This is a genomic window from Nocardioides panzhihuensis, from assembly GCF_013408335.1.
GTDB lineage: Bacteria > Actinomycetota > Actinomycetes > Propionibacteriales > Nocardioidaceae > Nocardioides > Nocardioides panzhihuensis.
The window spans coordinates 1,466,802-1,489,038 of record NZ_JACBZR010000001.1 but is presented as its reverse complement, the minus strand read 5'-3'; the positions used below and the strand labels follow the sequence as shown (position 1 = coordinate 1,489,038).

The following is a 22,237-nucleotide window of genomic DNA, read 5'->3' as shown; positions in this document are numbered from 1 at the left end:
AGAGCTCAGCAACATTTCACCACCTCGCACCTTGGAGATTTCTGTGACTACAACCGGTATTCAGTTCGAAACAGTTCCACACTGGATCGACGGTGCTCCCGCAGATTCGGCTGCCGCGGAACAGGTCGAGATCGTCGACCCAGCAACGGGCCATGCAGTTCGGACCGTCGGACTGGGAGGCGCTGATCTTGTTGACAAGGCCGTCGCTAGCGCACGAAACGCAGCGGAATCCTGGGCGTCGACTCCGACCCCGGCCCGGGCAACGATTCTCCTCGCATTTCGCAGTCTATTGCTGGAACATAGCGAGGAGATCGCCTCGATAATCACCGCGGAACAAGGAAAGACACTCGCTGACGCGAGGGGCGAAGTGGCTCGTTCCGTCGAAGCGGTCGAGGTTGCGGCGTCTGCGGTCCAGCAGTTGAAGGGCGAGTACGCGGAGCAGGTCGCCAATGGCGTCGATACATATTCCTTTCGCCAACCGCTCGGAGTATGCGCTGGCATCACTCCGTTCAACTTCCCCGTGATGGTCCCGGTGTCAATGTTTGCGGCCGCGATCGCTTGCGGCAATTCATTCGTGCTCAAGCCAAGCGAGAGAGTGCCATCAGCTTCCGTGCGCATGGCTCAGCTCCTTGCTGAGGCGGGCCTCCCAGCGGGTGTCTTCAACGTCGTGCATGGGGGCGTCGATGCAGTGAACGCGCTGATCGACCACCCTGACGTGGCAGCCGTGTCCTTCGTTGGCTCCACTCCCGTCGCGCGTGAGATCTATCGCCGCTCTGCCGAAGCCGGCAAGAAGGTGCAGGCATTGGGCGGAGCGAACAATCACTTGGTCGTGATGCCCGACGCCGACCTGGACGCGGCAGCGGATGCCTTGGTATCGGCGGCATTCGGAGCCGCAGGTCAACGATGCATGGCTGTACCGGTGGCGGTCGTCGTTGGCGACGTTGCCGACCAGGTCGTTGCGAAGACAGCACAACGAGCCGAAGCGTTCACGACCGGCCCGGGCAACGCGGAGGGTTCTGACATGGGCCCACTCATCTCGGAGGCTGCGCTCGAACGGGTCCGCAGCGCACTGGACACAGCAGGAAGCCAAGGTGGAACGGTCGTCGTGGACGGTCGGGCAATTGATTCCCGCGGGGAGGGGCACTTCGTTGGGCCGAGCCTCGTCGACCACGTACAGGTCGACAGCGATCTCTATCAGGACGAGATCTTCGGCCCGGTCCTCAGCGTGGTCCGCGTTGACGATCTTGACGAGGCACTCCGAGTTGTCAACGCCAGTCCATACGGAAATGGTGCGTCGATCTTCACCTCCAGTGGAGCAGCGAGCCGCCACTTCGCGCATCATGTGCAGGCAGGAAGCGTCGGTGTCAACGTGCCGATTCCAGTGCCGATCTCGTGGTTCGGCTTCGGCGGGTGGGGTGATTCGCGCTTCGGCGATGATGGTTTGAATTACGACGCCTACCGCTTCTACACCAGGTCCAAGGTGGTCACCCAGCGCTGGACGGAACCCAGCAGGGGCGTCACGCCGAACTTTGTCGCGGCCGGGAGCCAGTGACAATGCCTGATCAAACAGCTGGCTCCGAGAGCAGCGTCTCGGCCCAGTTCCCACGGCTTGATCATGTAGGAATCATGGTTCGCAACCTGGAGGCGTCCTCGAACGAGTGGCAGAGAAGATTCGGACTTTCCATCTCTTCCACGTTCGAAGCTCCCGCGCTCAATATTCGTGCATCCTTCTTCGCCTTAGCATCGGCCACCATCGAACTTTTCACTATCGATGAACCGACGGCACTGTCGGATGCACTCGGGCACGAATCGGCGAAGATCGATCATATTGCTCTCAGGTTCGACAAGTCTCTAGGCGAGGTCGACCTAAGGGGGTGCACTATTCGCGGACCTGGCCGCCCAGATCGGATCGATGGGCCGTTCCAGATCGCCGGCTCGGATCATGTATGGACCGAACCTCCGGGGATCGACGTTCTTCTACAGCTCATCGCCCCGGGAACCGCCGAACTTCAGGGACATGATCAAAGCAGTTAACTCTCGACGATATCGCAATTCAAGGAAGGAAACACTATGGGACGAATGGACGGAAAGGTTGCCCTGGTCACCGGGGCAGCGCGTGGAATGGGGCGGGCACATGCAGTACGACTCGCCGAGGAGGGCGCCGATATTCTCGCCCTCGACTGTCCCCAAGACACCGGGCTTCCGTACGCGACTGCAACGGCTGAGGATCTCCAGATCACAGTGAAAGAGGTCGAGTCATTCGGCCGACGGATCATCGCGCACGAGGGCGATGTCCGAAAGCAGTCCTCGCTCGACAAGCTTGTCGCTGAAGGCGTGAAAGCGTTTGGCGGTCTGGATGTAGCCGTCGCGAACGCTGGGATCTGGACGGTTCAGCCGTTCGCCGACATTTCCGAGGACGAGTTCTCGGCCGTGCTCGACGTCAACATCACCGGCGTCTGGCGAACGCTGAAGGCTGTCACTCCGGCGATGAAGGAGCGTGGCGGCGGTTCGATCGTGGTGACGTCCTCCGGAAACGGCGTGGAGGGATCACCGCACTACGCGCACTACGTGGCTTCGAAGCACGGCGTCATCGGGGTTGCGAAGAGCGCAGCACTCGAGTTCGGACAGTACGGGATCCGGGTGAACATCCTGCTCCCGGGCCCGACCGACACCCCCGCGCTGGACTGGCAGGGCGGGTACGACCTGTGTTCAGGCAAGGGCCCCGGTCAGGGCGTGAAGGCAGATCTCGAAGGCGCCAAGTACTGGTCGGTCCTGCGTGACGTCGGGCTGCTCCCGCCGCGCGCGATGAGCGAGGCCGTGCTCTGGCTGGCATCCGACGACTCCCGTTGGACGACGGGGCTCGAGATGCTGGTTGATGGCGGCCACATGCTCATGCCCGGGTTGAACATGGCGAAGATGGCCGCCGACCAACAGCAGTAGCGCCTCGCAACAGATAGACGGTGTACGAAGGTGCACTAGCCCTACACAGGTGTACAGCTACATAGATCCGTCGATCGCAGCGAACCAAGCCCCTTGCGGATCCTGGTTCGCTGCGATCGACCTAATTTGCGCTGGCGGTTGACAGCATCAGCACCGTTTCAGAGCTCGAGTTGGATGTCGGCTCGAGGCTCTTCGGGTCGCTGACTCTGGCGTCCCCGACGGGCTCGATGAGATCACCGAGCTCGGCCGCACCCTGACGCAGCGCGCTGCCTGTGCCAGCCATACGCAGATAGTCACCTGGGTAGAATCACCAATCGCAGCGAGCCGGACCCTTACGGAATCCGGCTCGCTGCGATCGAGGCATTTGAGCTGGCGGCAGGAAGCGCAGACCGACCCGACAGCCTCAGCTCCTGGCCGATCCTCCCCGGTATTCAAGACCAAATACGGTTCTGAGCCACACGGTCGTCGTCGTTTCGACGATCTCGTCCACCGGAATAGCATTCGCGCTACGCATGGTCATCAAACCAAGATTTCTCTCGCCCATCCACATCAGCGCCGCCGCCAAAGCACGAGCCGGCGGCCCGTCCAGGGCAACGCCCGCAGAACGGTCACGTTCAATAGCCGCTGCAGCGGCGTCGATGAACCGGCCCAGAATTCGATCCCACTGTGCCTGCAGCGCCGGCTCCGCCGCTGCGGCGTCACCAACCTCCCGAAGCACGTGACCATGCCTCTCCCACACGTCCACGACCTCAGATACGGCATGTTCTATCGCCGCCTCCGGAGAGATCCCTTCCGGTCGATCAAAAATCATTGACGACGCAATGAACACATCGTCAGTTACGCTCGACAAAAGCGCCGAGAGAACCTGCCACTTGGACTCGAAATAGAAGTAGAAAGAAGACCGTGATAAACCAGCGCCCTTCGCGAGGCGATCAATCGAGATCGTCCGCATCGGCTCCTTGCGCAAGGCCTCATAGGCACACTCAAGGATCGCCTGCTCCCGCATGTCGCCCTTGAGATTCCGCCTACCAGCCCGAGGTTCAGCACCACTGAGACCGTTGGAAAACGAAGCCACCATGTCTCTATCGTAGCGCAGATCGAAGGCACACACACATTGGCATTTTGACTTCCCATTCCAATGCCGTCCGACGTCGCGCAACGTCGGACGGCATTGGCACGGCGCGAGTTCGCGCTATTGAGCATCGCTGAGCTGGGTCGCTCGCACCTGCCCGCGCGTCAGTCAACTGCCTTAACCACGACTTTCCCGCGGTATTCTCCTGCGATACTGCGGTTCAACGTGAGTCGAGCGTTCTCCAAACCGTCGACCACCGTGTCCTCGCCACGCAAGGCCCCCACAGACAGATCCTTGGCCAGCTCAGTGATGATCTCTCCGTATCGATCCACATGATCAAAAACAATGAACCCGCGAAGAGTGGCTCGCTGCATCAAAAGCTGGCTAACATTGCGGAGACCCTGCTGCGTGTTGTTGTCTCCACCGTAGGTGTTGTATTCCGAGATCAGGCCGCACAGCGTGATTCGAGCCCCGATGTTCAGGCGATCAAGTACATGGTCCATGATCTCGCCGCCCACGTTCTCGAAATCCACGTCGATACCGTCCGGGGTAGCGAGGTCGAGTTGAGCCTTCCAGTCGTCGTCACGCCGGTCGACGCAGGCATCGAAGCCCAGCTTCTCCACAACGTATCGGCACTTCTCAGCACCTCCGGCAAGCCCGACGACCCGTGCACCTCGTCGCTTCGCGAGCTGGCCAGCGATGGATCCAACGGCTCCTGCTGCGGCCGAGACGAAGAAGGTCTCCCCTGGCTTGGGATCCCCGAACTCCACCCCGAGGTATGCCGAGATCCCGGTGTGGCCCAGTACTCCGACGAAGGCAGGAAGAGGAGCCGGGAGCGGATCGGGAAGAATCGTGAATGGCATGTCCTCGTGCGCGACATCAGCAACACAGTAGTCCTGCCAACCCGTCAGACCGACGACATGCGCACCGACCGGCAGGTCCTCACGCATGCTGGCAACGACCTGCCCCACACCCGCACCCCGCATGACCGCGTTCAGCTCTACCGGAGGAATGTAAGAGCGCATCTCGCTCATCCACACCCGATTTGTGGGGTCCACCGATAGGTAGTGCGTGCGGATCAGAGCCTGCCCCTCCGCAATCTCAGGCACCGGCTCTTCGGTCCACTCCAGATTCTCGGCCGTTACTTCGCCGGTTGGTCGACTGCGCAACCGATAGTGCCGATTGGTAAGCGTACTCATCGCGTCTCCTCAAGAGATTGGAAGTCAAGCGTGACCAGAAGAATAGACGTTCAGTGGATCATCGTCAACAGTATGTCGATTCCAGGCCGTTGACTTCGGCCAAGGCGACTGGCGAGCCACCTCTACCGGAGTAGGCCGGACAACTTCTCCGCGAAAGTGAGGATGGCGCGCTCGCCCGGTTCAAGCACGCCGGCAAGGAGAAAGAAGCTGTGAGGCATCCCTGCGAACTCCTGATGTTCAGATCCGACGCCAAATTTCTCCAGCTTGGCAGAGTACTGCCGAGCATCATCAGCGACAGGGTCGATCTCCGAACTGAGAATGAACGCAGGAGGGGCGTCCGCGAGGCTCGGCCTCATCAACGGCGATGCGGCCGCAGACTGTCGCGTCTCCACATCCGGGAAGTACTGGTCAATACACCATGCCAGGACCTGGCGCGACAACAACGGCGCCTGTTCGTTTCGCACAACGGAGTCATTGGTAAGGGTTACATCGAGCACCGGACAAAGAAGACCTTGCGCCCGCACAGGTGTGCGCTCTTGAACGCGTACTGCTGTCGCCGCTGCGAGCATCGCTCCCGCTGAGTCGCCGGCAACCGCCAACGCGTCTCGTCGTATGTTCAGCTCGCCAGCATGATCCGACACCCAGCGGAACGAGTCCATCGCGTCGGCGTGAGCCCGCGGGAAGACGTTCTCGGGCGCCAGCCTGAAGTCGACAGAGACCAGGCTGAACCCGCCTCGTACGCTCAACTCCCGGCAAAGCACGTCGTGCGATTCAAGGCTGCCCCTGACGAACCCACCGCCGTGAAAGTAGACGACGCCGGGCAGGCTTCCGACAGCCCCCTTGGGACGATAGATACGAGCCCTGACAGATCTTCCCGGCAGGTCGATCACGAAGTCCCTCACGTCGCAGTGAGGGTTCGGAGCTCCAGCCAGGGCGACGAACTTCTCGCCAGCCGCCCGGTAAGACGCGATAGGTACGTCCCAGGGTTGTGCAGGGGGAGCCTTGGACAGGGTCGCAAGCAGGTCAACTACCTGAGGGTCGAGGGTACCCATCACCAGGCCGCGCTATCCGCTGAGCGAGGGTTCACTTCCTGTAACACAGTCGTTCTTCCTGTTCCGTCGTATGTCTCCCGGCGTCATGTCTGGCCTCTGACGCACAGGCTGGGCACGTTCAGACCCCACTCTGCACGGAGCGTCGCTCATCGTCAACAGCATGTCGGTTTGATCGACGCCTCTCAAGACTCGACAGCCTGTTGACGATGTTCAACTGTGAGTCTAGTCTCAAACCTGTACGAGTCAGCCTCACCCACTCGCCCACACAGCGAGCGAAACGAAAGGGGCCACCATGGCCACCAAGTCCGATGTCGACCAGATTCAGGTCGACCAGATTCAGCCGTCGACAACCCGCGACGGAGAGAGCTACGTCTCCCACCGCGACGATGTGCACTTCACCATGACCGGCGACTTCATGACCGGCGTGGACTTCTGGACCCACGCCACCGGGGAGACCACCCAGGGCCAGCTGATCGTCATCGAGACGAACTGGGTTCGCGGGACCGAGCCGGTCTGGCACATCCACCACCGCGAGGAGGAGGGCTTCTTCGTGATGAGCGGCGAGATCAAGATCCACACCGAAGAGGGGTCCCACAGCGCCGGCGCCGGACAGTTCGTCTGGGGCCGCAAGGACCAGCGACACACCTACGAGGTCGTGGGCGAGGAGGCCCGAATCCTCGTGATCTTCGTGCCCGGACCCGACAGCAACGGCTTCGAGCCCGGAGGCGGCATCGACAAATACTTCTACGAAGCCCGCAACCGAGAGCTGCGCACCCCCGAGCAACTCACCGCCGAGGTCGAGAACCTCAAGACCAACTACGGACTCGAGATGTTCCCCGAGATCCCCCACCCCCGAGACCTCTAACCCAAGAGCTCAGCACCAGAGACCTCATCAAACCAAGATCTTTCTCGCCGACCCACATCAGCGCCGCCGCCAAAGCACGAGCCAGCGGCTCGTTCAGGGCACCGCCCGCAGAACGGTCCCGTTCAATAGCGGCGGCGGCGTCGATGAATCGGCCCAGAGTTCGATCCACTGCGCCTGCAGCGTCGGCTCCGCGGCTGCGGCATCACCAACTGTGCGATGCACGTGAACATGCCTCTCCCCCACACATCCGCCGCCTCAGAGACGGCACGCTCTATCGCCACCTTCGGAGAGATCCCTTCCGGGCGATCAAAGATCATCGACGACGCATGGACTACATGCTGGACCCGCCGTCCTCCCAATCCGTCGCGCGGGCACCACAATCCGTTAACTACCCAAGATCGAGAGAGGAATCGTCATGTCTTCGAACCTAGCCAACAACCTGATTGATACCGCACGTGACTTGGGCGATAGGCCAGCGATCAGGTTGCACGGCATCACGCTGGACTATTCCCAACTCAGGCGTGCTGCCGGGGCCGTGGCGGGCGATCTGCAAGCTCGGGGTATCCGGCCCGGTGATCGCATAGGCATCGTGATGCCGAACGTCCCGGGGTTTCCCATTCTTTTTTACGGGGTCCTCATGGCTGGGGCCATCGCTGTCCCGATGAACCCCTTGCTGAAGTCCCGCGAGATCACGTACTACATTCAAGATTCCGGTATGTCACTCGTCTATGGCTCTCATGCAGTAGGGGACGCGGTAGCGAAGGCGGCGAACGATGTTGGAATCCCAGCGCTTCTGGTCGGAGACCAAGGCCCCGCCGCTCTGGAACTACTCGGAGACCCTCTCGAGGAACCTGTTGCGCGGAGCGCGGATGACACTGCTGTGTTGCTCTACACCTCCGGAACCACTGGAAATCCTAAGGGAGCAGAACTCACGCACGCCAATATGGTTACAAATGCTGCTACAACCGTAGACACTCTTATCCAAACATCTCCCGATGACGTCATCCTTGGCTGTTTGCCGCTTTTTCACGTATTCGGGCTGACTTGCGGATTGAACGCCGCAGTGAAATCGGGCGCCCTGCTCACGTTGATTCCTAGATTTGACGCAGAAGTGGCGTTACGCGTCCTCGAGCGCGACAAGGTTACGGTTCTAGAAGGCGTTCCCACCATGTACTCCGCGCTCTTGAACTCTCCGGACGCAGTTTCGGCAGACCTGTCGAAACTGCGCTGTTGCATCGTTGGCGGAGCACCGATGCCGGTCGAAGTGTTGAAGGCCTTCGAGAGCCAGTTCGGCTGCGAAGTATATGAAGGCTATGGCCTATCTGAAACAGCTCCTATTGCCTGCTTCAACCAGCCAGGCAAGCCGCGCAAGCCCGGGACGATCGGAACTCCCGTGCGTGGCTGCCAACTCCGGCTAGTCGACGAGGCTGGAAATCAGTTGAGTGACCTCACCGCTCCTGGAGAAATTCAGATCAAGGGCGAGAACGTCATGAAGGGCTACTGGGGCCGACCAGAGGCGACTGAGGAGTCGATCGTGGACGGCTGGTTCAGCACGGGAGATATAGCGCGGCTGGACATCGACGGATACTACAGTATCGTCGATCGAAAGAAGGACGTGATAATCAGGGGCGGGTACAACGTATATCCACGCGAAGTGGAAGAGGTGCTGTACGAGCATCCGGCCGTTTCCGAGGCTGCGGTGATTGGGATCAAGGATGTATACCTCGGGGAGCAGATCGGAGCAGCGGTGGCACTCAAACGGGGAGCCCGAGCCGAGTCCGACGAACTAGTCGAGTTTGTGCGAGAGCGTCTGGCGGACTACAAGTATCCCCGAAAGATCTGGTTCGTGTCGAGCTTGCCGAAGGGCCCTACAGGCAAGATCCTACGCAGAAACGTCGAGCCCCCGGCCGACCGCTGAGCAGGAAGAGTCTCCCCTGTATCGACCCGGATCACAGCAAGTGGGCCTGTCGATCGACCTGCGGGGCTGAGGTCAAGCGTTGTTTGCTCGAGTCGGTACCGAGGCCCTGGGCTGACGCGCGAAGCGCGGGGTGAGGCACTGCACGGACCGCGATCTCGCGGCACCGAGCCAGAGTCCGGTGCCGTAGGCGAGGTCGTCGAGGCGGCGGCCCAGGAGGGTCGTGGGTCGAATGTCGGTCTCGTGGAGGGCGACGGCGGTGTCGACGACGAGCGCGGCGAGGACCATGCGGCGTGCGGTGCGGCTGAGCAGGCAGGCGACGACGGTGAGCGGCCACCAGTGGCGCAGCAGGAGGGCTGACTCCTGGCGGAGTGACCAGCCGAGTCCGCGGGCGGCGATGCGGATGGCGAGTCCGGTGCGGCCGGGTACGTCCGGGAGTGCTGCGTCGACGGCATGACTCCCCCAGACCAGCGAGGCGAGTGCCGCGGGCGTCGACCACCAGCGGGCGGCGAGGATCGCGGCTGCAGCGGTGGCCATGGCCGGTGAGAGTACGGCCGGGGCGATCGCGTCCCCGTGGCGGCGGCCGAGCTCGGCGCCGCCGGTGCCGTAGACGAGCTTGCGGCCGAGCCAGCCGCGGACGGTGTCGCGGACCTCGTGCAGCGCTTCCAGATCGGGCTGGTAGCGGACGACCTGGCCGGCCTCGACCAGGCGCCAAACCAGGTCGACGTCCTCGCCGACGCGGAGGTCGGCGGCGAAGCCGCCGGCCTCTCTCAGCGTGGCGGTGCGGGCGACGAGGCAGGCCGACGGCAGCCAGCCGACGGCCGCGCCGGGGCGGACCGAGCAGGCCCTCGTGCCGAGGGAGAGGGAGGAGGCGGTCACGTCGTGGCGTTCGAACCAGGAGGGTCGAGCCTTGTCGGTATGTCCCCGGACCAGCGGTCCCGCCAGCGCGACCCGCGGGTCGGCGAGGTGGCCGGCCAGCTGCGCGAGCATCGTCGGGACGGCGGTGACGTCGGAGTCGACGAAGGCGACGTAGGGGGTGGTGACCCGGACGAGGCCGGCGTTGCGGGCGCCGGCGGGTCCGCGGTTCTCGGTCAGTGCGAGGAGGGTGGCGCTGTGGCGGCGTACGACCTCGGCGACTGCGTCCGAGTCGCGGGAGGCGTCGTCGACGACGATGACGCTGAGTCCGTCGAGGGCGGCCAGGCAGCGGTGGAGGTGTTGTGGCCGGTCGTGGGCGGGGACGATGACGGTGAGCTCAGCCGGGTCGACCGGCGTCAGGCCCTCGGGGTCGGCGAGGTTGCCGTCGAGCAGGCGGCGGGCGATGAGGTCGGTGGCGGTGTCGCCGACCCGTACCTGCCGGTTGCGCACGTGGCCGGCGGCGGCCGGTGTGAGGCGCATGGATCGCAACGGGGAGCCGCCGACCAGCGACAGCCCTCCGTCGGGCGTCGGACGGAGACGTACGTCATCGCGCACCCGCACCGTGAACCCATCCGGCAGCGTCATCCGCCGAAGCCTCCGTCGGCGGCGACGACCGAGCCGTTGAGGACCGCCCCGGCACGCGAGCAGGCGTGGACGACGGTGGCGGCGACCTCGTCGGGCGTGAGCGTGCGGCGCAGCAGCTGGTGGGCGGCGAGGTCGTCGGTGCTGACCGCGTAGAGGTCGGCGGTCGCGGCGAGCATCGCGGTGTCGGTGGAGCCCGGTGAGACGGCACAGGCGGCGACCCCGGTCCCAGCGAGGTCGGCGGCCAAGCCCTTCGCCAGCCCGACCACGGCGTGCTTGGCGGCGTTGTAGGCGGCGAGGTGGAACAGCCCTCGCGTGCCCGCTGCGGAGGCTAGTGCGACGAACCTGCAGCCGCTGGGGTCGGGCCCGGCGAGCATCGCGGGAACAGCCGCGACCGCGGTGTTCCAGACCCCGGCGACGTCGATCTGCCATTGCAGGTCGAGCGAGTCGTCTTCCCACAACGGGCGGCCGCCGGCGATCACCGCGGCGGCGGCGACGGCGATGTCGAGCCGTCCCCACCTGTCGGTCGCGGCATCGACCGCGGCGGTGAGCGCCGCCGGATCGCGTACGTCACCGACGACCGGCTCGACCCAGCCGGTCGGGAGCGAGGCTACGAGGGTGTCGAGGTCTGCCTTCGTGGCCTGGGGATAGCCGGCCGGCGAGTCCTCACCCGCACACCAGTCGAGCGCGACGACGCGTACGCCCTCGGCCACCAGACCACGGACGGTAGCGGCGCCGATTCCGCGAGCCGCACCGGTCACCAGCGCCACCCGTCCCACCTCGTCTGCATCCACCGCATCAGGCTTCATCGCGCCACGACACCGATCTGCAGACGGTCGTAGGCAGCGAAGACCATCTCGGCGAGGATTCGTTTGCCGATCTCCGCACTGGCGCCGGTCGGGTCGCCGAGGACTCCGTTGGCCGAGACCGCCTCCACTCCCCCGGCGCACATCTGGGACAGCAGCTCACGCAGCGGCCGGGTGTTGCCCGCTACGGCCTGTCGCAGGCGTACCCGTTCGGGGTCCAGGTGCAGCATCAGCGAGGTCTCGGTGAGCCCGGCGTGCGGGTCGGCGTAGGGCACCTGACAGGGCACCCAGGCGACCTTTCTCCCCTCGGCGCGAAGGACCGTGACGGCGGCCGTGACCGCGTCCAGGTTGCCGCCGTGGCCGTTGACCAGGACGACCCGGGCGGCCCAGGTGGTCAGCGAGCGGCCGAGCTCGACCAGGACCGAGGTCAGCACCGCGGTCCCGATCGAGATGGTCCCCGGAAACGACTGGTGCTCCCCGCTGGCCCCGATCGGCACCGCCGGCGCGACCGAGGCGCCGATGAGCGGGGCGAGCTCGTCGGCGACCGCGGTCGCGATCACGGTGTCGACGTCGAGCGGCAGGTGAGGGCCGTGCTGCTCGGTGGACCCGACCGGCACCAGGACCGTGCCGCCCGGCACGATCTCCGGCGACGGACGGTCGACCAGGCTCACGGCCGGCCCAGTGGTCGGCCCAGGGCGAGTTCGAAGCCGTCGGGGATCACCAGGTCGGCGGGGGTGAGGTCGTGGATGGAGGCCTTGCCCATGCCCAGGACTGCGGAGTCGAGGCCATTGCGGAGGACGTCGAGGACGTTCTCGACACCGGCCTGGCCGTTGGCACCCAGGCCCCACAGGTAGGCACGCCCGATCATCACCGCACGGGCACCCAGGGCGAGTGCCTTGGCGACGTCGGAGCCGCGGCGTACCCCACCGTCGAGGAGCACCTCGATCTGGTCGCCCACCGCGGTCGCGATCGCAGGCAGCACCCGGATCGTGGCCGGGGTGCCATCGAGGTTGTTGCCGCCGTGGTTGGAGACCGAGATCGCATCCACACCCGCATCGACCGCACGCAGCGCGTCATCGACCCGGCACACGCCCTTGAGCATGAACGGCTTGCCTCCGCTCAACTCCTTCCAGGTGCTCACCATCCAGGCCACGTCGTCCCACGACGGCGGCGGCGTGGTCATCCACTCGTAGTAGGCACCGAAGAACGTGGGCGGCTCCCCCAGGCTGCCGTCATCGGCGATCGGTGCCAGGTTGGGAGCGGTCAGGTCCGGGATGCCACCACTGCGGGCGTACGCCGCCATCCACTTCCCGCGGCTCATCACCTGGGGCGCGAACTTGAGCATCGCGTTGATGTCGACCTTCTCCGGGATCTCCGGGCTGCCCCAGTCACGGCCCATGGAGAACGACCAGTCCAGGGTGGCGATCAGCGCCTTCGCCCCGGCCGCGTGGGCCCGGCGCATCCGGCGGATCATCACCTCCCGGTCACCGGTCCAATACATCTGGAAGAACGTCGCCGCGTTGGCCGCCACGACCTCCTCGACCGCCTTGGAAGCGAAGTTGGACAGCCCCATCACCGTGCCCCGGGCCGCCGCCGCCCGCGCGACCGCGACCTCACCGTCGGGATGGACGGCCTGTACGCCGGTGGGCGAGATGATCACCGGGAACCCGATCTCCTGGCCCAGCACCGTGGTCGACAGCTCGCGCTTGTCGTGATGGCCAGCCACATGCGGCGCCAGCCCGAGGTCGGCGAAGGCCTGCTGGTTGTCCGCGATCGTCTGGCCGCGCTCAGACCCGGCCAGCAGAGCCGCATACACCGGCTTCGGCAGCCGCTTGCGGGCACGCTCCTGCGCCACCGCGACGGACTCGAACCACGGGTTCTGCTTCCAGGGGTTCTTCCAGGCCATGTCAGTTTTCTCGCTTCTGTCTTCAGAGGGTCAGTTGGGGGCGAAGCCGGCCAGCGGCGACTCCGCGCAGGCGCTCACCGGTGGCGCCAGCTCGGCGTCGGGTCGGCGTCGGGAGAGGGTCAGCAGCACTGGCGCGTTACGGCTGGGAGCGCTGCGGGAGTGGTCCTGACCAGCCGCCGGAATGGTCCGGGCACCGGCCAGCGCAGACTCGCCATAGCCCTGGACACACTCCGGGTCCGGCCCATCCAGCGGCAGCCCGGTGAAGAACTTCGCCGCCATGCAACCGCCACGGCAGGAGTCGTAGTGGGCGCAGCCCGAGCAGGCACCACCGGTCTGCGGCTCACGCAACTCCCGGAAGAGCGCCGAGGTCTTCCACACCTTGTCGAAGCCGCCGTCGGCGAGCAGGTTGCCGGCCAGGAACTCGTCGTGGATCGCGAACGGGCAGGCATAGACGTCTCCGACCGGGTCGATCAGGCACACCACTCTGCCCGCTCCGCACAGATTCAGCCCCGGCAGAGCACCGCTCCCGTCCTCCGGCCCGAACGCCGCCAGGTGGAAGAAAGAGTCACCGGTCAGCACGTTGTCACCGTTGGCGACCAGCCACTCGTACAGCTCCCGCTGCTGTTCGGGCAACGGGTGCAGCTCATCCCACACATCCGCGCCACGACCCGAGGGACGCAACCGGGTCAACCGCAGCGTCGCACCGAACCGGTCAGCGATCGCCTTGAACTCGTCGAGCTGCCCGATGTTCTCCCGGGTGCAGACCACACTCACCTTCGCATCACCAAACCCCGCCTCGTGCAGGTTGCGCAGCGCAGTGATCGCGGTGTCATACGAACCCGTCCCCCGCACCCGGTCATTGACCTCGGCCGTAGCACCATCGAGGGAGATCTGGACATCCACATAGTCGCTGGCCGCCAGCCACCGCGCCCGCTCCGGAGTGAGCCGGACACCGTTGGTGGAGAACTTCACCCCCACGTCGTGAGCGACGGCGTACTCGACCAGGTGCCAGAAGTCGGGACGTACGGTCGGCTCACCGCCGCCGATGTTCACATAGAACACCTGCATCCGCTGCAGCTCATCGATCACCGCCTCACACTGCTCCGTACTCAGCTCACGCGGGTCACGCCGACCACTGCTCGACAAGCAGTGCGCACACTCCAAGTTGCACGCATACGTCAGTTCCCAAGTCAGACAGATCGGCGCATCCAGGCCGAGCTCGAAGTGCTCCACCAGCTTCATCACAGTCTCCTCACGCCACAGGGCGGATCATGTCGGTCTTGGCGAGGCCGGAGAGCGCAGCAACGTACGCAGCGTGCTGGCCCTCCGGCACCCCTGATGCCTCGAGCGCTCCACGCACATCCGGGTGAGATCCCAGGGCACGCACCACCGCCACCAGCTCGGGACGCTTGAGGAAGGTCAGCTTCCGGTTCCCGAAGTGGTAGGCCAACGCCCCGAAAGGCTCCGGACGCAGCTCCACGGACGGCGACAGGCTCCACGCACTGTCCAGGCTCACAGCGGTCATCAGATCACTCGGTTCGCGGCTCAGTAGACGCCGCACATGCCGTCGATCGAGACCTCCTCGATCAACGACTCCTCGGTCAGGGCCTCGTCCACGACCTGGGTGCTCTCTTCAGGGGTCATGACACTCTCCTTCATCCTCGGCGCCCGAAGACGCGGTTGTGGTGATGCGCAACACATTAATGACACTCAGGGTCAAAAAGATAGGGGAATGCCGGAACGAACTATTCTTTTGCCTAAACCGCTGCTGATAGATTCGGCAGATGCCGACCATGCCCGCCCCCGCGACACGGCGCCGCTCGCTCCGCGGTCGCCCCGCCGCGACCACGCACGCGGAGATCGAGCAGGCGGCCTTCCGGCTCTTCGTGACCAAGGGTTTCGAGGCCACCACCCTCGACGACATCGGCGAGGCGATCGGGGTCGGAAGGCGCACCATCACCCGCTACTACCCCTCCAAGAACGACATCCCCTGGGGACAGTTCGACCGCACCCTCGACGCCTTCCGCGAGATCCTGCGCTCCATGCCCACAGACGTACCGCTGCACGAAGCGGTCCACCGGGGCGTACTCGCGTTCAACGACTTCCCCGCCGATGCGCAGCCCAGCCACCGCGACCGGATGCGCCTGATCCTGACCACCCCGGCACTCCAGGCCCACTCGGTGCTCCGCTACGCCAGCTGGCGCGAGGTCATCGCCGAGTACGTCGCCGAGCGCACCGGTCTCGGCCCAGACGGTCTTCTCCCCCAGACCGTCGGTCAGGTCTCGCTCGCCCTCGCCCTGACCTCGTATCAGGCATGGCTCGCCGACGAGGACGCCTCACTCCCCGACCTGCTCGACGCCACGATGGCCCACCTGCGCTCGTACGTCTCGTGCTGAGACCTGCCGCTACTGCGCCGCGGCGACGGAGGTGCCCTCGGCGATCGCGCGCGCTTCGCCTCGAGCTCGGCTGTCAGCTCTGCGCCACCGATCAGGTGCGGCAGAGTCAATTCGCCGAATCGGTCCACGCCTGAACCTGATGTCCCCGGCCGGGCACGCGGTGGGTCAGCGCTGACCGTCACGGCGCTCTTTGGAGCAAAGTGGTCTCGCTACCGCAGAGCCTACTGCTGCCACTCCTCCCCCGGCACCGTGGATAGTCCCTCACAGAGGCGACTACCGAAAGAACGGTCGCACAGATATCGGCATCTCGTGCCGACTGGGACCCAAGCCCATTCGCCGAAGTCGGCTGGATAGGTCGTCGTCGTAGCACCAAGTCGTGGTCGTCATCGGTCAGGCTTTCGTTCTCGGCTGGGAAGTTTCAGCATTGGAATCCGTTGCCGGGCAGCCTCGGGTGCCGCCCGGCAACGGAGCATGTGGGTCAGGCGAGAGCCTGGGCGTCTCGCATCATGCCGGTCTGCGGGTGGCAGTTGATGTACTCGAACATCTGATCCTTGGCGTCCGAGACCGACACCTCGTGATAGAGGCGGAGCTTCTCCAGACCCGCGACGACGCGGAAGAACGTGACGAAGATCCGCAGGTGCGTCGGGTGCGACTCCGCCCAGCGCTCGAGTTTATCGAGCGCGCGCCAGTGGCCGATGTTGTAGCTCTCGTCGAGCTCGTTGCCGTCGATGTCGATCGAGCGGACGAAGCGGTTGCTGTAGCAGCCCATCTCGGCCCCGTTGTCGCGGAGGAAGTCCATACCGTCCTGAAGGCTTGGCAGGATCTCATCGAAGAACAGGTTGCGCTCCTCCTCACCGGCGGCGCTCCACTCCTGGCCGGAGCGGATCACTGCGATGTTGTCGTGGCCGCGAACGATGACGCGGCCGTCTTTCGACGGGTCGCCGGAGACGACGACCAGGTCCTCGGTCGCCTCCATCCAGTCGACCTGGGAGGCCGGGATCCGATCGCGCATCGATCCCCAATAGCCGTGCTCCTCGATCTCGCCGCTCACGGTGCTGCCGGTGCCACGCTCACCCATGACGCCGCCGATGCCGGGGAAATCCTCGGTGAACGCGTACAGCGTCTCGAACTGGTCAGCACGGGGCGCGATGATCTCGCGGAAGTAGCCGAGGCCCTCGTCGAGACGCTCGTCGGCAGACCACCAGCCGTTGACGTCGTCGGAGCGAAGCCAGCGGCAGTACGCCGCGGGGTCGGTCCAGTATGCGACCGCCATCAGGTTGTGGTGGTCCTGGTTGTCGACGTGGTGGGTGAGGTCGTGGCTCAGGGGGCCGTCCGCCAGGCTGAACGTGCCGATGATGTGCTGGAACGCGGCGAGAGCTTGCGGACGCTTGGACTCGTCTTCGAACTGGACCCCGAAGTAGGCCATGACAGTCTGCTGGATCGCCTTGTCGCCGCGTGCCACGAACATCGGGAAGGGCGGGGTGTAGTCCTCGGACACTCGCCGAGAGAGTGTGCGCGGGCACTTGAGGTGGGTGTCGATCGCGGATTCCATGGTTGTGCCTTTCGGTTCCTGCGGAGTTTCGTTGGTTGGGGGCAGCCTGTGCTCCCGCGGCCCGCTGGCCCGTTACCAGCCGGTCGTGCGCTTGTGGATGTCGGCGCCGGTCAGGATGGGGCCGAGCTCGGCGGGTGCGGGCGCGTGCCCAGGCCCGCCGGCGCGCACCCAGCTCGCGACGGCTTCGGCGCGCTGCAGGGTGTTGACCTGAGTGATCCATGCAGGTCGTGCACCGCGCTGGCGGGCCTCGGTGGCGGGGTTGATGACGACGACGTTGGAGTGCTCGCATGCCCACAGGCAGTCCACCCGGACGACCGAAATGGCTGGCCCTGGTGAGTCTTCGAGGGCGGCTGCGATGGCGTCGTGGTCGACATCAGGGTGCTTGCGTTCGGTGCCGCAGCAGCAACCGCGACACATCCGCACCCGAGGGCTGGTCGTCGTTCCCATGAGATCAGACCGAGGAGAGCGGGCCAGCCGGGGCGCCGGCCCGGTCGTGTGCTGTCGTGTCGGCCTTGCTCTTCCGAGATCCTGTGGCGAGCCAGCCGTAGACCGCTCCCATGACGAGCCACATCGACGCAAGCTGTGCGATCGACCCGAGCCGGAATGACCAGATCAGACCAGCTGGAACATCGGCGGGGATGGCGTCGGGACGGTTCGGAATCCCGAACAGGAGAACCATGACACCGGCAACAGCGACGGCGCTGGCGGCCAGAGTGCGGTTCCGAGTCGAGAGCGAAGTCGCCCGTGAAGCCGCGATGACCATTCCGGTGAAGGCGACAGCGCAGACGATGGTGCCCACGTACGTCAGGGTCCTGAGGTTGACCGTCGCTGGGTCGCCGACCGCAGGAGGATTGGCCGGGATGACGATGGCGGGAGCAAGCGTGAGCGTGAGGAATCCCAGAGCCGCGAGAATCAACGCGGACCCAGGTAGGCCACGACCCGCGATCCGGCGACCGAAGTATCGGTGCACGAGCGCGAAGGCGACGCCGATGAATGTGCCGACGACGACCGCGGTCAGCATGCCGTAGACCACCTGCTCACCACGGGTCACCAGCTCGCTGGACACGTGGGTGTGACCCGGCGCGTGGGTGTGGGAGTGACCCGAGGACTCTGCCGCCTTGCTCGCTGCGTCCTCGATCGCGATCGCAGTCCGGATGGAGGGCTCGACGAGGAAGTACATCACCGCGGCGCCGGCGCAGCCGGCCACGGCGCCCGCGAGGGCGCCGTGGCCGACGGTGCGGCCCAGGGTGGCTGGGGTGCTGGTCATGAGCTCGTCGCTCAGTGGCAGGGAACGCCGAGGGCGTGCCGCGCGTCATGGGTGACCTCGTGCAGCCACATGCCGTTGTCCGCACCGATCACAGCGCCGTTCTCCTGCAGGAGGAACAGCACGCTGAACAGGGCGACTGCGGCAAGGGCGAGCGCCATGGCCGTTGCGGTCAGGTTGCCGCCAAGGGAGGCGGTGTTCTCGGTTGCCATGATGGGTTCCTTTCGGTTGGGAACAGCGGGAGGTAACAGCGGGAGAGATCAGCTGGCGGGGTCTATCGCGATGGGCTCGGTGTGAGCTTCGTGGTGGTTGCGGTTGGGCGGCTCGGCGAGGATCCGCTGGGTCTTCGCGTCAAGATCTGCCTCGGGGAGGGAGCCGTGGACTGCCATCACCGTCTCGAGTGCCGCGACCCAGTGCTCGTAGTAGGACCACGGCTGCTCAGCTGTCGAGCCCGTGGCGTCCTCCCACTTCTGGATCGATGCGATCAGCGCGGCCTGGAACTCGGTCCAGTCGAACCCGAGTGCCTTGTGTGCGGCGACCGCCATGGCGAAGGCCCGGATCTCCCAGGGAAACTCGAAGCCCATCTGGCTCGGGTCGGTGCCCGGCATTCCGCAGACGAGGTCTTGCACCTGTCGTCGAGACTCCCTCAGCACCTCGGCAGGGGTGTAGGGGCCCGGCAAGGTTGCGGCGGTCATGATGCCACCGGCGCGACGGGCCCGACGCCGATCATCGAGTCACGCGTCACCAGCTCGCTGAGCTGCTCCTCGGTCCAGCCGTCGGTGCCGCCCGGACGCTGCGGCAGGACCCAGTAGCGCATCTCGCTGCTGGAGTCCCACACGCGTACCTCGGCGTTGTCGAGGACGGTGAAGCCGAACGCCTCGCTCAGGACCTTGCGCGGCTCGCGGGTGATTGCTGCGCGGTACTGCGGGTCCTTGTACCAGTTCGGCGGGAGGCCGAGGACCGGCCAGGGGTAGCAGGAGCAGAGGGTGCACACGATGACGTTGTGGACGCTCTCGGAGTTCTCCACGACCACCATGTCCTCGCCCTGCAGGCCGCTGATGCCGAGCTCCTTGCAGGCCTCGCTGGCGTCCTCGACGAGCCGGGCCTTGAAGTCCGGGTCGCTCCACGCCTTGGCGACCACCTTGGCACCGAGCTGCGGCCCGACCTCGTGCTCGTAGATCTCGACCATCCGGTCGATGGCCTGGGTGGTCATGACGCCGGATTCGATGAGCATCGACTCCAGCGCCTTGACACGAGCGGCGATCTCCTCCTGGGTACGGATGGTGGCGCTCATGCGACTGCTCCTTCGGTGTTGTCGGTGGCGGAGGTGACGAGTTCGATGTAGGGATCCCAGACATCGAAGTAGACGGAGCCGTTGGGTTCGGCGTGCTCGGCGCCCCACAGCTCCTCGCTGGTGAACCTGAGGGTGTAGACGTGCTCGGGGTTCTCGCCCAGGCCGTTGCCGGCCGTGTCGGGGTAGACCATCGGGCCGTGGTGCATGACCACCTCGCCAACCGCGCCACGGACGTAGCGGGCCCGGCGGGTGTGTCCCTTGGGCGCGGAGCGGTCAACACGGACGATGTCGCCGACCTTGAAGCGGGCGACCTTGTCCGAAGGACGCTTGGCCGGGGCGCCGGCGGGGACGACGGCGTTCACGAACGCCAGCAGCTCCGGGGCATCGGCGTGCTCGGGAAGCGGGGCGTCCGGGTTGGCCAGGTAGTGGGCCGTACGCCGGTCGAGCTCCGCCATGTCGAGCTTGCCGAGCTTCTCCCCGAAGTGCTCGACGGTGTGTACCCAGTGCTCGTAGTAAGGCGACTTCAGGTACACGGCCGGATCGATATGCTCCATGCCGTGGCGGAACTGGTCGACGCCGAAGAAGCCCGCACGGAAGCACATGGCGAACATCGGGAAGACGGCCTTCTCCCACTCGGCCCGGAAGACCGGCTCCTCGTCGGGGACGATGACCGGCCCTACGCCGTCTGTGCCGGCGAGGTCGAATACTCCGTTCATGAGGTGAACTCCTTCTGCAACTTGGTGGGTGCGGTGAGGGTGCCGAGCGTCTGCTCGAACGCGTGGGCGGCTCGCAGAACATCGGCGTCCGCGAACCTCTTGCCGACTACCATGAGCCCCACAGGGAGGCCGTCGGCGAGACCGGCCGGGATGGTGCACGCGGGGTGGCCGGTCACATCGAAGGGAGCCGTGTTCGAGACCATCTCCAGGGCCCGGACGACGATCTCCTCGACCCCGGCGTCGGCTGCAGGGATGAGGCTGGCCGTTATGGGCAACGTGGGCATGACGATGACGTCGTACTCGTCCAGGACCGTGTCGTAGGCACGGCCCAGAACCCCTTCGAGGTTGCGGGCCTTGCCGTAGCTGGCGCCGAACCCGTGTCGAAGGGCGTACGTCCCGCCGAGGGCGACGAGCTTGACCGTCTCCGAGAAAGCGGCCGGATTCTGGCGCCAGCGCTCTCCGTAGAACGCCATCAGGTCCGGGTCGTAGGTGCCCTTCCAATTGAGTCCGTACGCGTTGCCGTCGACCATCTGCCAGGTGGCTCCCTCGACCGAGATCACGTCCCACAGTGCGGCGCCGTGCTTGTGCCACGGCACCGAAACCTCGTCGGCGGAGTGCCCAGCGGCGGTGAGGCGCTCGATCGCGTCCCGGACAACAGCGTTGACGCCTGGGTCGGAGTTCGCCTGCTCGAAGCCCTCGGTCACGACCGCGATCCGAAGACCTGAGTCGAGCTCGTCCAGCGCTGCGACGTAGTCAACCCCGGCCACCTCGACGGGCTGCCTCGGATCCTGACCGTCCGCCCCGGCGATGACCGAAAGCATCCCGGCGGCATCGCGGACTGTGGGAGCGATCGGCCCCAGATGGTCGATGCTCTGCTCGATCGGGAAAGCACCGGTGTAGGGCACAAGCCCCCATGTGGGCTTGTGCCCGACAACGCCGCAGAAGGCAGAGGGAATACGGATGGAGCCACCCTGGTCACCGCCGACCGCAAGATCGACCTGCCCTGCCGCAACCAGGGCAGCGGCACCACTGGAGGAACCTCCGGCGGTCCGATCGGTGTCCCAAGGATTCCGGATCGGACCGGTCTTGGCGGTGTGCGAGGCCCCGGAAAAACACAGGTCCTCACACACCGCCTTGCCCGCGATGGTCGCCCCTGCCTCGAGCAGCCGAGTGACCACGGTCGCATCGACCTTCGGCACGAAACCGCGTACGGTCTCGGACCCATTCATCATCGGGACACCAGCGACGGCGACGTTGTCCTTGATGGCCACACGGCGGCCGGACATGGGGCCCGACTCCCCGGCGCTGAGCTCGGTGGTGACGTACCAGGCCCCCAGCGGGTTCTCCGCGGGCTCAGCCCACTCGCGCTCGAGGGCCCTCGGGGCCACCTCGCGCTCGTAGAGGTCGTCTATGACGGCCCACGAGCCGAGCAGTCCGGAAGCCGCTGCGTGGTAGAAGTCCAGATCCTGCTCCGGGATTCGGAGCCGCAGCTCTTCTGCCAGCAGTTCGACCGCTTCACGAGTTGGCAACTCCATCAGCCACTCCTTGTTCTCGTCCTTGACTTGTTCCAGTCCTTGACCGGGGAAGTCGTCATCGACTCACAGAGCGAGGAAACGGCTGCAGGCCCTGCGCTGTCTACGGGAAAGGGTGATGTGGAACACGTTTGGGTAGCGAGGTGCAACAGATGTGCACCCGGGTGCAACTGGGGCGCGATCCTTGTCCATCGAGTGCTTGACGTCGCCCATCGTTTGGACTGCATCATG

Annotated in this window: 24 protein-coding genes; 6 read left to right on the top strand and 18 right to left on the bottom strand. The window is 65.3% G+C overall.

The genetic code is table 11. The features are described 5' to 3' along the window. Positions 1–43: 43 nt before the first annotated feature. The 3 genes from BJ988_RS06955 to BJ988_RS06945 are packed head-to-tail and all read left to right on the top strand — an operon-like array spanning position 44 to position 2,940. Positions 44–1,552, top strand: a complete 1,509-nt coding sequence (locus tag BJ988_RS06955; RefSeq protein ID WP_343051511.1) for a CoA-acylating methylmalonate-semialdehyde dehydrogenase — start codon at positions 44–46, stop codon at positions 1,550–1,552. Between the two features lie 2 nt (positions 1,553–1,554). Beyond that, the gene (locus BJ988_RS06950; RefSeq protein ID WP_179657354.1) at positions 1,555–2,034 is read left to right on the top strand and encodes a VOC family protein; all 480 of its coding nucleotides are present in this window, start codon (positions 1,555–1,557) and stop codon (positions 2,032–2,034) included. Between the two features lie 36 nt (positions 2,035–2,070). After that, on the top strand, positions 2,071–2,940 hold the full coding sequence (locus tag BJ988_RS06945; RefSeq protein ID WP_179657353.1) for a mycofactocin-coupled SDR family oxidoreductase: 870 nt from the start codon (positions 2,071–2,073) through the stop codon (positions 2,938–2,940). A gap of 403 nt (positions 2,941–3,343) precedes the next feature. Here the strand turns inward: BJ988_RS06945 and BJ988_RS06940 are convergent, their stop codons facing one another. From BJ988_RS06940 to BJ988_RS06930, 3 genes are all read right to left on the bottom strand, one after another. Continuing rightward, a complete protein-coding gene (locus BJ988_RS06940; RefSeq protein WP_179657352.1) occupies positions 3,344–4,018 on the bottom strand; it encodes a TetR/AcrR family transcriptional regulator in 675 nt (224 codons plus the stop codon). Between the two features lie 158 nt (positions 4,019–4,176). After that, complete coding sequence (locus BJ988_RS06935; RefSeq protein WP_179657351.1) at positions 4,177–5,211, bottom strand: NADP-dependent oxidoreductase; 1,035 nt, start codon at positions 5,209–5,211, stop codon at positions 4,177–4,179. A 122-nt stretch (positions 5,212–5,333) separates the two neighbouring features. Then, positions 5,334–6,263: an alpha/beta hydrolase gene (locus tag BJ988_RS06930; protein WP_179657350.1), complete on the bottom strand. Its 930-nt coding sequence runs from the start codon at positions 6,261–6,263 to the stop codon at positions 5,334–5,336. A gap of 292 nt (positions 6,264–6,555) precedes the next feature. On the opposite strand from BJ988_RS06930, the gene BJ988_RS06925 reads away from it, so the two are divergent. Next, positions 6,556–7,128 (top strand): cupin domain-containing protein, encoded by a 573-nt coding sequence (locus BJ988_RS06925; RefSeq protein WP_179657349.1) that lies wholly within the window; start codon positions 6,556–6,558, stop codon positions 7,126–7,128. A 415-nt stretch (positions 7,129–7,543) separates the two neighbouring features. Then, the gene (locus BJ988_RS06920) at positions 7,544–9,046 is read left to right on the top strand and encodes a long-chain-fatty-acid--CoA ligase (RefSeq protein WP_179657348.1); all 1,503 of its coding nucleotides are present in this window, start codon (positions 7,544–7,546) and stop codon (positions 9,044–9,046) included. Positions 9,047–9,118: 72 nt separating this feature from the next. On the opposite strand, the gene mftF is transcribed toward BJ988_RS06920, so the two are convergent. From mftF to mftA, 7 genes are read right to left on the bottom strand one after another with little or no spacing between them, the layout of a single operon-like run. Further along, positions 9,119–10,543: a mycofactocin biosynthesis glycosyltransferase MftF gene (gene mftF / locus BJ988_RS06915; RefSeq protein WP_179657347.1), complete on the bottom strand. Its 1,425-nt coding sequence runs from the start codon at positions 10,541–10,543 to the stop codon at positions 9,119–9,121. Beyond that, entirely contained in the window at positions 10,540–11,334 is a 795-nt protein-coding gene (locus tag BJ988_RS06910; protein WP_343051510.1) for a mycofactocin-coupled SDR family oxidoreductase, read from the bottom strand. Before BJ988_RS06910 ends, mftF begins: the two co-directional genes overlap by 4 nt. A gap of 11 nt (positions 11,335–11,345) precedes the next feature. Further along, positions 11,346–12,017 (bottom strand): mycofactocin biosynthesis peptidyl-dipeptidase MftE, encoded by a 672-nt coding sequence (mftE, locus tag BJ988_RS06905; protein WP_179657345.1) that lies wholly within the window; start codon positions 12,015–12,017, stop codon positions 11,346–11,348. Next, on the bottom strand, positions 12,014–13,252 hold the full coding sequence (gene mftD / locus BJ988_RS06900) for a pre-mycofactocin synthase MftD (RefSeq protein ID WP_179657344.1): 1,239 nt from the start codon (positions 13,250–13,252) through the stop codon (positions 12,014–12,016). The genes mftE and mftD overlap by 4 nt, the downstream gene beginning before the upstream one ends. 30 nt (positions 13,253–13,282) lie before the next feature. Continuing rightward, positions 13,283–14,494 (bottom strand): mycofactocin radical SAM maturase, encoded by a 1,212-nt coding sequence (gene mftC / locus BJ988_RS06895; RefSeq protein ID WP_179657343.1) that lies wholly within the window; start codon positions 14,492–14,494, stop codon positions 13,283–13,285. Between the two features lie 10 nt (positions 14,495–14,504). After that, the gene (mftB, locus tag BJ988_RS06890; RefSeq protein ID WP_179657342.1) at positions 14,505–14,777 is read right to left on the bottom strand and encodes a mycofactocin biosynthesis chaperone MftB; all 273 of its coding nucleotides are present in this window, start codon (positions 14,775–14,777) and stop codon (positions 14,505–14,507) included. Between the two features lie 20 nt (positions 14,778–14,797). After that, positions 14,798–14,896, bottom strand: coding sequence for a mycofactocin precursor MftA (mftA, locus tag BJ988_RS06885; protein ID WP_179657341.1), 99 nt, complete (start codon positions 14,894–14,896; stop codon positions 14,798–14,800). 140 nt (positions 14,897–15,036) lie between these two features. Between mftA and mftR the strand changes: the two genes are divergently transcribed. Continuing rightward, positions 15,037–15,648: a mycofactocin system transcriptional regulator gene (gene mftR / locus BJ988_RS06880; RefSeq protein WP_246321420.1), complete on the top strand. Its 612-nt coding sequence runs from the start codon at positions 15,037–15,039 to the stop codon at positions 15,646–15,648. 478 nt (positions 15,649–16,126) lie between these two features. On the opposite strand, the gene oxdA is transcribed toward mftR, so the two are convergent. The 8 genes from oxdA to BJ988_RS06840 form a co-directional block, all read right to left on the bottom strand. Then, positions 16,127–17,200, bottom strand: coding sequence for an aliphatic aldoxime dehydratase (gene oxdA / locus BJ988_RS06875; RefSeq protein ID WP_179657340.1), 1,074 nt, complete (start codon positions 17,198–17,200; stop codon positions 16,127–16,129). Between the two features lie 72 nt (positions 17,201–17,272). Beyond that, positions 17,273–17,647, bottom strand: coding sequence for a hypothetical protein (locus tag BJ988_RS06870; RefSeq protein WP_218860632.1), 375 nt, complete (start codon positions 17,645–17,647; stop codon positions 17,273–17,275). A gap of 4 nt (positions 17,648–17,651) precedes the next feature. Next, the gene (locus BJ988_RS06865; RefSeq protein WP_179657339.1) at positions 17,652–18,467 is read right to left on the bottom strand and encodes a CbtA family protein; all 816 of its coding nucleotides are present in this window, start codon (positions 18,465–18,467) and stop codon (positions 17,652–17,654) included. Between the two features lie 11 nt (positions 18,468–18,478). Beyond that, on the bottom strand, positions 18,479–18,676 hold the full coding sequence (locus BJ988_RS06860) for a CbtB domain-containing protein (RefSeq protein WP_179657338.1): 198 nt from the start codon (positions 18,674–18,676) through the stop codon (positions 18,479–18,481). Positions 18,677–18,724: 48 nt separating this feature from the next. After that, complete coding sequence (locus BJ988_RS06855; protein WP_179657337.1) at positions 18,725–19,159, bottom strand: nitrile hydratase accessory protein; 435 nt, start codon at positions 19,157–19,159, stop codon at positions 18,725–18,727. After that, a complete protein-coding gene (nthA, locus tag BJ988_RS06850; RefSeq protein WP_179657336.1) occupies positions 19,156–19,758 on the bottom strand; it encodes a nitrile hydratase subunit alpha in 603 nt (200 codons plus the stop codon). The genes BJ988_RS06855 and nthA overlap by 4 nt, the downstream gene beginning before the upstream one ends. Next, positions 19,755–20,474 carry a nitrile hydratase subunit beta gene (gene nthB / locus BJ988_RS06845; protein WP_179657335.1) on the bottom strand — a complete coding sequence of 240 codons (720 nt, stop codon included), beginning with the start codon at positions 20,472–20,474 and terminating at the stop codon, positions 19,755–19,757. Before nthB ends, nthA begins: the two co-directional genes overlap by 4 nt. Then, complete coding sequence (locus tag BJ988_RS06840) at positions 20,471–22,009, bottom strand: amidase (RefSeq protein WP_179657334.1); 1,539 nt, start codon at positions 22,007–22,009, stop codon at positions 20,471–20,473. Before BJ988_RS06840 ends, nthB begins: the two co-directional genes overlap by 4 nt. Positions 22,010–22,237 lie beyond the last annotated feature (228 nt).